This is a genomic window from Veillonella parvula DSM 2008 (assembly GCF_000024945.1).
GTDB classification, from domain to species: Bacteria; Bacillota; Negativicutes; order Veillonellales; family Veillonellaceae; genus Veillonella; species Veillonella parvula.
On sequence record NC_013520.1, the window covers coordinates 1,730,081 to 1,742,287 of the forward strand.

Genomic DNA, 12,207 nt, shown 5'->3' on the forward strand with positions numbered 1-12,207 from the left:
ATATAACGAACTGTCTATAATTTCTAATTATCTATTAAAGTGAACGGTAATTGCCGTCCCCGCTTGAACAGTAGTGCCCCCACTTTCATCTTGAGAAACGGCAATACCCGTTCCATCAGGCTTAAACGCAAGCCCCGCCTTATGTAACCAATCACGTACCTCACCATAGGTGAAGCCCGTAAAATTAGGTAACGTTACGGAACCATCACTAGAAAGATTTGGCTCTGGTAATGTATTGCTAGGTTTAACAGCTACAGGAGTACTATCTTTAACATATGGGCTCAATTGGTAGTACCGTACAAGTTGAGACACAATATCTTTAAATACTGGTGCCGCAATTTGACCACCATAAATAGACCCTTTTTGCGGATCATCAATGGCTACAAGAACCACAAATTTCGGATCCTCTACAGGGCCAAAGCCGATAAAGGATGCAATGTATTGACCATCTAAATAGCCACCGCGTTTAGTATCTAATTTTTCCGCCGTACCAGTTTTGCCTCCAAAGTGATAGCCTTCTACCATCGCTTTGTTACCACCGCCTTCAGACACCTCTTTTTCCAAGATATCTACAATAGTTTTTGCTGTTTCCTCTGGCACTGGTTGACCTACTACAGTATTTTCGGTAGTGCTTGTTACTTCCCCTTGAGCATTGCTATAAGACTTGATAATATGCGGACGCATCATGGCTCCTCCATTAGAAAGAGCACCAAAGGCACGTACCATTTGTAACGGCGTAACCGCAATACCTTGACCGATAGACATAGTCGCTACATCCAACTTACTCATATCTTCCGGATTATACAGGATACCTGCTCCTTCACCAGGCAATTCAATGCCCGTTTCAGAGCCAAAACCATAATCGCGCACATATTTAGAAAGGATATCTGCCCCAGTTGTTGTACCAATTTCTGCCATACCTGTATTGATAGAATACTTCAAGATATCTAGCAATCGAACTGGTCCATAACCTTCACCATTCCAGTTTCTCATCACATGACCATTCGCTACAAAGGCCCCTTTATCATTGTACACGGTTTCTAATTTCCACTTTCCTGATGCAAGAGCTGCAGATGCAACGATTGGTTTGAATGTAGAACCTGGTTCGTATAAGTTAGTAACAGCAATATTTTTGAAAGCCTCTTCTCCACTTTGGTTATAATTGTTAGGATCATAGCTTGGACGATTTGCCATCGCAAGAATTTCACCAGTCTTGGGATCCATAACGATAACGCTAGCATGTTTAGCCCCTGTATCAGCCATCGCTTTATCAAGCGCACGTTCTGCAATAAATTGGATGGTCGCATCAATTGTTAAAGTTACGCTTTTACCCTTATCAGGTAAGAACTTGGACAAAACGGAACCAAAAATAGCATTACCTTTATTATCGGTAGCAACGATTTCTTGCTGTACGCCACCCTTTAACTCATCATCGAGGACCATTTCGAGACCATCAAGGCCTTTATCATCGGTACCGACAAACCCTAGTATTTGAGCTGCTAGTACACCATTTGGGTAATAACGTTTGGACTCTTCCACAAAGTTAAGGCCCGCAATATTATTATCCTTAATGACTTGTGCCACCGCCTTAGACTTGTCCGCATCCATCATGCGATTAATCCATACGAAGGCAGAATCCTCTTGCAGAGCTTTCACAATATTTTCTTTTGACATGGTTACATATGGCGAAATGAGTTCCGCAATCTCTTGGGGAGACTGTTTAATCATCTTAGGATCCGCATACAAAGATTTTGTAACCACACTCATCGCCAAAGGCTTACCATTACGGTCATAGATTGTACCGCGCGGTGATTGTAATTTTCTATCTACTTGAACCTGTAATAAATTTTTCTTCTCCAGATCAAATGTATCAAAGACCTGCAACTGTGCCAAACGCCCTATGAGGACAAAGGCAACAGTCATGAGAATGGCAAGACACCAAGTAGTACGACTCCAACCACTCACGTGTCGCAACGCTTTATTTAGTAAATTCATCATTTCTCCACTGGACGGCGTAACTTATGGTCTAATGCGTCATATAGCGCATCTGGTTCATTAGGAACAACCCCATTTTGTACCTGACCCAATAAATATTGCAATCCTTCCCCTACTTGCTTCCCAGCGAGTTTAATCACTCGTTCATCATAATTTAGATCCTTTGTATGCACAGGCATCTCCAAACTAAGATCTGCCATACATTCGCCAAAGGCTAACGTTCCATCTGTAGATGAGTAAGGTTTCCCACAGCCTAACACATCGGCAGCACAAACCTTAGCTAATTGCTCCCAGGCAGTGCGCATAATTTGGCTATCTCGGAACTCTCCACTCCGAGCTTCCTTACGAAGCCATTTTTTCTCGTTTGCATCACCATTTTGTACGAAATAGTGAAAGCGCATGTGGTTTTTCACAATCCACGCCACTCGTTGCACAAAGGCCTTCGGATATCCTAGGCGTGTTAATAACGTTTCTGTCATCTCCGCTCCTAGTGTATCATGCCCACGATCCGTGAGGCGACCATTGATAACAGCGCGCACCGCTGGCATCCCCTTTGCCACATCGTGTAATAAAGCCCCCCAACGCAACACCAAATCCGGTTCCGTATGGGAGACAACGGCTAGTGTATGGTACCAACCATCGAATTCATGAAAGTCCTTTTCTTGGGGCAAATTCACGAGATGGTATAGTTCAGGCAAGATAGGAACCTCCCGAGCCACACCATTTTCTACAACGCGACAAGAGCATTCTGCCAAACGAGATTGAACAAGGACATCAAGTCCCTTAGCCACCGCAGGCTCTAACATAAGACGATTAATCTCACTCCGTACGCGTTCTAAGGATAACCCAGGTACGCGATGAAAGGCCTTAGGCATAGCCTCTAATAGCTCTTTACTCGGCAAGAAATCCAACTTTGCCACAAAGCGACACGCCCTAAATAATCGCAATGCATCTTCTTCAAAACGTTCCTGCGCATTACCAATGGTGCGTAACGTCTTGTGTTTTATATCTCGGCGTCCACCTACAAGGTCAATAACCTCACCGTAGCGGTTCATAGCCATGCCGTTGACTGTAAAGTCACGACGCAATACATCTTCTTCTAAGGTATCGGCATAAGTAATTTCTTCGGGACGATGGCTATCTGCGCCATATCGTTCTGTTCTATATGTAGCAATTTCGTATTGCTTTCCCTCTAATGTAGCTACCACTACACCAAAAGATTTGCCTACGAGGTCTGTCGTTTGAATATCATGACTGCGAAGAACTTCAATTACCGTATCGGGACGTGCAGACGTCACAATATCGAAGTCATGCGGCTTTTGATGCATTAAAATATCGCGCACAGCGCCGCCTATGATATAGGCTTCATGACCAGCTTCTTCCAATATGGTCAATATTCGATTTGCTTGTTCCATCATACACGCTCCTTTCTGAACTAGTCTAACTTTTATTTTACTACAAATGAAAGCATGAAAAAAGTGCAATCCTTATAAGGATTGCACTCTTTCCGCAATAGCTGTACCTGTCGGTGTTACCGCAAGACCGCCATCACTTGTTTCACGCAATGCTGCCGGCATAGCACGACCTATATTATTCATCGCTTCGATGACTTCATCTGGTGGAATTTGGCTTTCAATATTCATCAACGCCATTTCAGATGCAGTAATAGCATGAACTGCATAGAAACCATTACGTTTAACACATGGCACCTCTACGAGTCCCGCCACCGGATCACAAGCAAGGCCCAACAAATTTTTCATGCACAATGCAATAGCATGGCCTACTTGACGTGGTGAGCCTCCCATCATTTCGACGATAGCCCCTGCCGCCATACACGCAGCTGTGCCGATTTCTGCTTGGCAACCGCCAACAGCACCAGCAACACAAGCTCGATTTGCCACCACATTGCCAATACCGGACGCAGCTAAGAAGCCTTTTACAACTGTGGCTCTATCTAATTGGTAGTGATCAGCTACTGCTTTCACAGCACCAGGCATAACACCACAAGAGCCTGCCGTAGGACAAGCGACAATGCGGAACATCTTTGCATTCGCCTCGTTTACAGCAATAGCATAAGTCATCGCCTTATATGCAATATCGCTCATAAAACGAGGTGTTTTCCCATTAAGCTGTGCCGCTTGACCACCCGACATACCAGAAGCAGTTTTCTCAGCATAAGCTATACCGTCTTGAATGGAGCTCTCAAAAATATCTAAGCGATTCTCTATTTCTCGAACAACCGCTTCTTCATTACGATCATAATTTTCTAATTCATAGCGCAGTACTACATCGCCAAAGGAAATATTATTTTCCTCACCTAGGCGAATAATATCTGCAATTGTATCATATGCATAACTCATTATTCGCCCTCCTATAACGCTTCAAAGGTCATAACATCTTGAATCCCTGGACACTCGCGCATAAACTGAACCGTAATAGGATTTACCACTGTGTCCGTAGTAATAACCATGACCGCATCCTTGTGCTTGCCCTTTCGGAATACACGCATCGTAGCGATATTAATATCAGACTCGCTCAATGCTTGGCTAACAAGAGAAATCGCACCAGGTCTATCCTCATGGAACACGACGAGCGTAAACTCATCTCCTGTAATGGACATATCATTTCCATCTACTTCGGTAATCATAATCTGCCCCCCACCGAGAGAGCGACCAATAACAGTCATATGACGATTATGTTCATCATACATATCAAAACGCACCACATTTGGATGCCCTACATCAAGAGGAGACTCGATGAAAGCAAACTCCATCCCCTCTTTTTTCGCTATTTCATGAGCAATGCGGATATTTTTATCATCCTCTTTATAACCCAATAAACCACCAATCAAGGCACGATCCGTGCCATGACCTTTGTAAGTTTTTGCAAAAGATCCATATAAAGTTAAATCTACCTTTTTAGGAGTAGAACGAAAAATACAACGCGCCATCTTGCCTAGCCGAGCAGCCCCCGCTGTATGCGAACTAGACGGACCAATCATGATAGGTCCTATAATATCAAAAATACTATTCATATATGCCTCTATATACACATAAACCATGTGAAAAAATCCTATTTCACCTATAGTATAGCAACCAATATCGAGCCTTGTCTATATGCACATTAGAGGCATCTTTGTGCGTCTATGAAGGACTACTATTTATATGAAAACTATCAAAGAGCAGTATATTGATGGGACGCCTTTATATCTACAGTTATAAAAAGGAAAGACTATACTTATGCAGCGACATCTCCCCCTCACCTCACTATTCTGATGAAAGCTATTTTATGAGTTTGTATATTGATGGGACTTATGTTCCACAAACATTTTACTAACAGACACAACCTATTGAGGGCCGACTTACGCGCCGTATGGAGGCATGAGATAGGTTGTGCCTGTTGGTAACCAAGTTGTCGAAATAATTTTGGGCCCCATCAATATACAAACACTCGATAGATAGCTTTCACAATAATAGTAAAAAAACGCACCTAAGGATAACCCTAGGTGCGTCATTTATAACAACAGTCCTAAATCATAAAAGAGAGGGGACGTAGGACTGTGGTTAACAGATTAATAGATCCTATTAACCCAAGATAGCTTTCATGTCAGCTTCTGGAGTTGTAATTGGATGTAATTGGAATTTTTCTACCAAAATGTTCAATACATTGCTGGAGAAGAATTTAGGCAAGGAAGGTCCGATGTAAATGTTACGGATACCCAATGCCAACAATGTTAACAAGATACATACCGCTTTTTGTTCATACCAGGACAATACCAATGTCAATGGCAAGTCGTTTACATCACATTCAAATGCACCAGCTAAAGCTACTGCTACTTGAATAGCGGAGTAAGCATCATTACATTGACCCATATCAAGGATACGAGGGATACCACCGATTTCGCCGATGTTCATGTCGTTGAAACGGAATTTACCACAAGCCAATGTCAATACTACAGTATCATTTGGAGTTTGTTTAACGAATTCAGTGTAGTAGTTACGGCCAACTTTAGCACCGTCACAACCACCTACCAAGAAGAAGTGTTTAATAGCGCCAGCTTTTACAGCGTCGATTACTTTATCAGCAATACCCAATACTGTGCCATGACCGAAACCAGTAGTTACTTCATGACCACCGTTGATACCAGTGAATTCTTGAGCTTCTTTGTAGCCGCCCAATTCGATAGCACGGTTGATAACGGCGGAGAAGTCTTTAGTACCATCTTCTTTTTCTTCGATATGTGCACAACCATCGAAACCTACCATATCTGTAGTGAAGATATTAGCTTTGTAGTTTTCTTTTGGTGGCATAATGCAGTTTGTAGTGAACAAGAATGCACCAGGAACATCAACAAATTCTTTTTGTTGGTTTTGCCATGCTGTACCGAAGTTACCTTTCAATTGAGGATGTTTCTTCAATTCAGGATAAGCGTGGCAAGGCAACATTTCACCATGAGTATAGATATTTACACCTTTACCGTCAGTTTGTTCCAATAATTGTTTCAAGTCATGAAGGTCATGACCAGTTACAACGATGAAAGGACCTGGTTCTACAGTCAAAGGAACTGTAGTTGGTACAGGTGTACCATATGTTTCAGTATTAGCTTTATCAAGAACAGCCATACATTTCAAGTTGATATGACCGAATTCCATTAAAAGATCAAGCCATTCTTCAGCGCTGTGATCTTTAGCGAATTCTACCATACCTTTAACGAACCAAGCGTCAACATCAGCATCGTGGAAGCCAAGGCGAGCAGCATGCCATGCGTATGCAGCCATACCACGCATACCTAACAATAATGTGGAACGAAGGGATACGATGTCTTCTTCACCTTTCCACAATTGTTCCCAATCAAAGTTTTGTTGAGCGCTGTCCACTTTTGCATGGTAAGCATTCACTTCGTCAATGAATTCTTGAACGCGGTCTTCAGAGAAGTTTACGTTTGTTACACACATGAACAAACCGCGCATAATATAATCGATACCTTCTTTAGTATGACCCTTTACGTCTAAAGCGCGAGCCAAGCCAACTAAGGCAGCAGTTAATTCGTCTTGTAAGTTAGCAACTGGTGCAGTTTTACCACATACACCTTGTACAGTACAGCCACCTGGTGCTGCAGATTGTTCGCATTGATAACAGAACATACTCATTTAAAAATCCTCCTTTGCGAGACTTCCTCGCAGTCAAGCTAGATAATATAAAACCTATACATTACACTGATGTTTTATCAGTTGTCTGATTGATTACATTTGAAAGTATAACGTAAAGATGATACAATTTCTGTAGCTTGAGCAACAAATAAAAACTTTTTCAAAAATTTTCCTGACTTCTCTTATGGAACAGGTAGACCATTTAGTCTTATACTTTTATTATACAATAATCATTTTTAATTGCTATAGACTTTATCACACCGGAGGTACTTATGAAACAAATACTTTCAAACGATATCATTAATCAATATATGCCCACCCTCGTGAAATGTCCTTTATTCAATACATTAGGAGAGCCAGAGCTGCGTAGCTATTTAAATAATGCCAAAGTTATCATCCACAGTTACAAAAAAAACGATTTTATAGCCCTCGCTGGAGATCCTATGGAGGGTATCGGCGTCATCCTTGAAGGCAGCGCTTTACTGACTCGTGAAAATGTGATGGGCCAACGAGTTATTATGGCAAACTTAGAGCAATCAGATATTTTTGGAGAAGCACTACTATTTAGCAAACAGCCTTTATGGCCTGCTACCATTAAGGCAACAAAAGCAACTAAAATTATGTTTATTCCCCTTGAAACCTTTATTAAAACATTACCGGATTGTCATCAATGCCAAACTAAAATCCTATCTAATCTATTAGAGGATTTATCTGAAAAAGCAATTCTATTAACCAGAAAAGTCCACTACCTCACATTAAAAGGGATGCGTGAAAAGATTTTTGCGTACTTAACAGATATTTATAAACGTCAGCATTCTAACACAATTCAATTACCCCACAACCGCGAGCAAATGGCTGAGGTTCTCAATGTATCTCGCACAGCCCTTAGCCGTGAATTAGGGCGCCTTCGCGATGAAGGTCTCATTGATATTACAGGGCGCACCGTAACAATTAAAAACATTGAAGACATTGAAGAATTCGGCTTTAACACCTTTTAATACTTAATGGCTATTAAATTTAACAAACTAAAAAGTCTCTCAAGATAATCTTGAGAGACTTTTTTATTACACGACTCATAAAGTATATAACGGTTTTAAGTATATAATAACTATATAATATAATTTTTCAAACTATATAGTGCTTAAAATTGTAAATTAGAACCAATGAGACAAATCAAATTCTTCACCAATGGTTGCTTTCACATGAGCACGACCTAAGTAAAGGCCTAACAATGTTAAGCTAATTTTAGACATTGGCGTGCTATCAAAGACATCAGCTAAGTCCAATAGAACCGGTGAAATATCATCCATGATATCACGCGCCTCTTGGCCCCTGAAAGCAGTAGGTTTGCTCTTCATCAGAGCTAAAAGATCACGTTGAACCATAGCATTAGAAATTCGTGTTTGTCTAAAGAATTGTGGTGCTAAAGACTCATCTACCAAGGCTAATTTATAAAGATTGGAGTTCAAGCTACGCACCACATAACGTGGATCCACACCATGACCATCTGTAGCACGGAAGAGTTCTTCCTTAGAGAAACCACGATAGTTGAATACAAACGGATATGAATTCGACAACACTTGGCATAAAGTGATAGGCTCTTGTTCTTCTTGTGTACAGCGTAAGTAGTCTAGCTGGCGATAGAAGGAATCATTTCGAGGCAAATCAGAGATGAATGGCTCAATATATTTTTCCACATAATGTTGGAAGTGAATCAATCCATAGTTATTAGAATTTCTAGAATAATGTAACAATAATGTTAAGGCCATAACTTGGAAGTGACCTAATGTTAAATGAGGTAATACACGTAATGCATCAAAAGCTACGAGGTATGGCGTACTAGATTTAGGAGATTGAACCACATCTAGAAAAGCACCTAACGCAGCGGACTTCATCCACTCTGTATTTGTAGCGGCATATGCCTTTTGCATACTCATCAAAGCTTCTTGAATAACAATATTCTCTAGTAATGCATTCACTTCAACAATTTTTGTAATATTGAGAGCCGCTAAAGCATCTCTTGTAATAGATTCTACATAGTGTTGCGTATCACCATGTAACACCCCAAAGGAATGAACAAATGGTGCTATAGCCAACTCAACGCATTTATCCTCATGCGCCGCTTTTGCCCATTGACCATGCGGTTCCTCCTCTTCAGTTAAACTTGTTGCCGCCAATTGCGCTTCAATTTCAGAAGCATCAAACAAACGCGTTTCATCTAATACCGATGGACCTTCCGCGGTTTGTATTTCGTTTGCACCACCTATCATCTGTGTAGCATCTATGCTATCCGCTTCATCAGCTTCAAAGGCTTCCACAGATTCACCCATAGCAATTGTATCTTCAACATTATTTGCGTTATTGAGAAGTTCATCTGTAACAACATCGAGGACAATAGTTTTATCCACCAACGGAGTAACACCTTGATTGGCTTGATTAGCTTGCTTAAGATCTGATACGGCTGTCATCACAATGGTTTCATCCCCTATTGGTGTTCCATTATCCGAACCTAATGCTAACGCATATTCTCCCTCTGAAACATGACTTGAATTAGACTTTAGAGTACTTCTTTTATTATAAGAGGTATCTATAGGATCAACCAGAGGTTCAGCCGGTTCTCGCTCTTCACCGACCACCGTTTCAACTGTATCCGGAATTGATGCAGTATATACATTAGTTCCACTCGTATGTGTGATTGTTACATTGCCCTCTTGCGACTCCGTTGCAAATATAACATCATTATGCGCTTTAGGATTATTTTTATTACTTATGTTTTTATAGGATTTTTCTTTTGCCTTACTTTCACCATCACCACCGCTAAATACAGCATAGCAAACAGCAAAGAATCCCAATGCCACGACGGCTAATACAAAATACGGTATTAGGTTTGACATACTATCCCCCTACATCAATGCTTCATTATATACAGCACGCTCACCGCCAATGCTCTTCGGACGAACACGACAAGCGGTCACATGTGCTTTCCCAATTTCTTTCACACAAAGACGTACAGGCACTGCAACGTGTTTCATGTGCATACCAATGAAAGTATCTCCAATATCGATGCCTACATCAGCTTGAATAAATTCAACCATCACAGGATCATCAAAATATTCGTACGCCATCACAGCCAGGGCACCACCCGCATGACGTTGAGGAACAACATTAACTTCCTCCTCCCATGTCATGGCGCTACGTTCCATAACAAGTGCACGATTAATATGTTCACAACATTGAATAGCCAAGTTAAGTCCTTTAGCCTTAACAGCATTGTATATTTCATCAAATACGACCTGAGCCACATCAAGGTGAGAGTCAGTGCCGATTTTTTTACCTACAATTTCGCTAGTGGAACAGCCAACAACGAATAATTGACCTTCGCGAACCTTTGCTAAATCAAGTAATTCAGCCATCGCGTTGCGAGTTGACTGACGAATAGTTTCTACAGAAGTCATGTTATCGCCTCACTCAAATTGAATGTATAAAATCTATATGTATATTATCATAAAACCGACAGAATCGGTAGACTAAACTCTACACGTAACGGATGAACATCTTATGATTATGGCTTAACAACAAAAAGAGGCTTGCTTTAGCAAGCCTCTTTCAATCACTCAATGGTGATATTAGATTTTTCTGTAAGGTTTTTGGCCTAATTCGTAGAAGTTATTACCTTCAGTATCGCCAACCACGATGCAAGGGAAATCTTCAACAGTCAATTCAGCCAAAGCTTCTGGTCCAAGTTCTCCATAAGCAAGTACTTCATATTTTTTGATGGATTTTGCAATCAATGCTGCAGCGCCACCAACTGCTGCGAAGTATGTGCAACCATTTTTCTTCATGGATTCAACTACTTCTGGTTTACGGGAACCTTTACCAATCATGCCTTTGATACCTTGGTCAAGCATTGTTGGTGTGTAAGCATCCATACGACCGGAAGTTGTAGGACCAGCGGAACCAATTGGATCACCAGGTTTTGCAGGTGTTGGTCCAAGATAATAAACGAATTTATTTGTCCAGTCGATTGGTAATTTTTCACCACGCGCTAAAGCTTCAGTCATAACTTTATGAGCAGCGTCACGAGCGGAGTAAATTTTACCAGTGATAAGAACGCTATCACCAACTTTTAATTTGCGGGAAAACTCTTCATTATATTCTTCAGTATTAATGCGAATTGATTCAGCCATTGTTTTTACCTCCTATCGATTAAAGTACTACGTGAGCATGACGAGCAGCATGGCACATGATAGTAACTGCAACAGGAAGACCTGCGATGTGAGTTGCACCCCATTCGATGTTTACACCGATACAAGTTGTAGTGCCACCCAATTGAGGTCCAATACCAGTTTTGTTAACCATTTCCATGATTTCTTCTTCTAATTTTGCATAGTCTGCATCTTTATGAGGTACGCTAATGTCACGAAGCAACGCTTTTTTGGACATAACTGCTGCTTGGTCCATAGTACCGCCAATACCAATGCCGAGTACAATTGGAGGGCATGGGTTAGGACCTGCATGTTTTACGATTTCAAGGACTGCATTTTTAACGCCTTCCACACCATCAGCAGGTACGAGCATAGCTACATCGGATTTATTTTCAGAACCGAAACCTTTTAATTCTACTTGAATATCTACTTTATCGCCAGGAACGATTTCAGTATAGATGATTGCAGGTGTGTTATTTTGTGTATTTTTACGATTGAACAATGGTTCAGCTACAACGGATTTACGAAGATAACCTTCAACATAACCAGCTGCAACACCAGCATTGATAGCTTCTGTAAGATCACCACCAACGAAATGAACATCTTGACCAACTTTTAAGAATACCATAGTCATACCAGTATCTTGGCAGTATGGACGATCTTCAGCATCGGCAATTTCTGCATTTTTAATAATTTGATCAAGAACGATACGACCTACTGAAGACTCTTCTGTTTCACGGCCTTTTTTCAAACCTTCATAGATGTCTTTTGGCAAGTGGTAAGCTGCGTCCATACACATTTGACGGACTGTTTTTGTGATTTCAGATACTTGAATCTCGCGCAAGATAATCCCTCCT

At 41.1% G+C, this 12,207-nt stretch carries 10 protein-coding genes; 1 reads left to right on the top strand and 9 read right to left on the bottom strand.

Annotation, left to right across the window (positions count from 1 at the left end; translation table 11 throughout):
- Positions 1-27 precede the first annotated feature (27 nt).
- From VPAR_RS07770 to hcp, 5 genes are all read right to left on the bottom strand, one after another.
- Positions 28-1,995 carry a penicillin-binding transpeptidase domain-containing protein gene (locus VPAR_RS07770; RefSeq protein ID WP_012864774.1) on the bottom strand — a complete coding sequence of 656 codons (1,968 nt, stop codon included), beginning with the start codon at positions 1,993-1,995 and terminating at the stop codon, positions 28-30.
- Positions 1,995-3,413, bottom strand: coding sequence for a CCA tRNA nucleotidyltransferase (locus VPAR_RS07775; protein ID WP_012864775.1), 1,419 nt, complete (start codon positions 3,411-3,413; stop codon positions 1,995-1,997). Before VPAR_RS07775 ends, VPAR_RS07770 begins: the two co-directional genes overlap by 1 nt.
- A 69-nt stretch (positions 3,414-3,482) precedes the next feature.
- Entirely contained in the window at positions 3,483-4,355 is an 873-nt protein-coding gene (sdaAA, locus tag VPAR_RS07780; RefSeq protein ID WP_012864776.1) for an L-serine ammonia-lyase, iron-sulfur-dependent, subunit alpha, read from the bottom strand.
- Positions 4,356-4,366: 11 nt separating this feature from the next.
- Positions 4,367-5,029, bottom strand: coding sequence for an L-serine ammonia-lyase, iron-sulfur-dependent subunit beta (gene sdaAB, locus VPAR_RS07785; RefSeq protein ID WP_042466818.1), 663 nt, complete (start codon positions 5,027-5,029; stop codon positions 4,367-4,369).
- 550 nt (positions 5,030-5,579) lie between these two features.
- Positions 5,580-7,145 (bottom strand): hydroxylamine reductase, encoded by a 1,566-nt coding sequence (gene hcp, locus VPAR_RS07790; protein WP_012864778.1) that lies wholly within the window; start codon positions 7,143-7,145, stop codon positions 5,580-5,582.
- Between the two features lie 272 nt (positions 7,146-7,417).
- On the opposite strand from hcp, the gene VPAR_RS07795 reads away from it, so the two are divergent.
- Positions 7,418-8,143, top strand: coding sequence for a Crp/Fnr family transcriptional regulator (locus VPAR_RS07795; RefSeq protein ID WP_012864779.1), 726 nt, complete (start codon positions 7,418-7,420; stop codon positions 8,141-8,143).
- Positions 8,144-8,299: 156 nt separating this feature from the next.
- Here the strand turns inward: VPAR_RS07795 and VPAR_RS07800 are convergent, their stop codons facing one another.
- The 4 genes from VPAR_RS07800 to VPAR_RS07815 all read right to left on the bottom strand — a co-directional run bounded on the left by VPAR_RS07800 (position 8,300) and on the right by VPAR_RS07815 (position 12,194).
- On the bottom strand, positions 8,300-10,039 hold the full coding sequence (locus tag VPAR_RS07800) for an LPO_1073/Vpar_1526 family protein (protein WP_012864780.1): 1,740 nt from the start codon (positions 10,037-10,039) through the stop codon (positions 8,300-8,302).
- 9 nt (positions 10,040-10,048) lie between these two features.
- A complete protein-coding gene (locus tag VPAR_RS07805; RefSeq protein ID WP_008602458.1) occupies positions 10,049-10,600 on the bottom strand; it encodes a TIGR01440 family protein in 552 nt (183 codons plus the stop codon).
- Positions 10,601-10,771: 171 nt separating this feature from the next.
- Positions 10,772-11,332: a Fe-S-containing hydro-lyase gene (locus tag VPAR_RS07810; RefSeq protein ID WP_004695073.1), complete on the bottom strand. Its 561-nt coding sequence runs from the start codon at positions 11,330-11,332 to the stop codon at positions 10,772-10,774.
- A gap of 19 nt (positions 11,333-11,351) precedes the next feature.
- A complete protein-coding gene (locus VPAR_RS07815) occupies positions 11,352-12,194 on the bottom strand; it encodes a fumarate hydratase (RefSeq protein WP_004695072.1) in 843 nt (280 codons plus the stop codon).
- Between the last annotated feature and the right edge of the window lie 13 nt (positions 12,195-12,207).

Excerpts from the sequence above, each read along its gene's own strand:
- VPAR_RS07770 (WP_012864774.1), bottom strand. The coding sequence starts at position 1,995 with ATGAATTTACTAAATAAAGCGTTGCGACACGTGAGTGGTTGGAGTCGT.
- VPAR_RS07775 (WP_012864775.1), bottom strand. The coding sequence starts at position 3,413 with ATGATGGAACAAGCAAATCGAATATTGACCATATTGGAAGAAGCTGGT.
- sdaAA (WP_012864776.1), bottom strand. The coding sequence starts at position 4,355 with ATGAGTTATGCATATGATACAATTGCAGATATTATTCGCCTAGGTGAG.
- sdaAB (WP_042466818.1), bottom strand. The coding sequence starts at position 5,029 with ATGAATAGTATTTTTGATATTATAGGACCTATCATGATTGGTCCGTCT.
- hcp (WP_012864778.1), bottom strand. The coding sequence starts at position 7,145 with ATGAGTATGTTCTGTTATCAATGCGAACAATCTGCAGCACCAGGTGGC.
- VPAR_RS07795 (WP_012864779.1), top strand. The coding sequence starts at position 7,418 with ATGAAACAAATACTTTCAAACGATATCATTAATCAATATATGCCCACC.
- VPAR_RS07800 (WP_012864780.1), bottom strand. The coding sequence starts at position 10,039 with ATGTCAAACCTAATACCGTATTTTGTATTAGCCGTCGTGGCATTGGGA.
- VPAR_RS07805 (WP_008602458.1), bottom strand. The coding sequence starts at position 10,600 with ATGACTTCTGTAGAAACTATTCGTCAGTCAACTCGCAACGCGATGGCT.
- VPAR_RS07810 (WP_004695073.1), bottom strand. The coding sequence starts at position 11,332 with ATGGCTGAATCAATTCGCATTAATACTGAAGAATATAATGAAGAGTTT.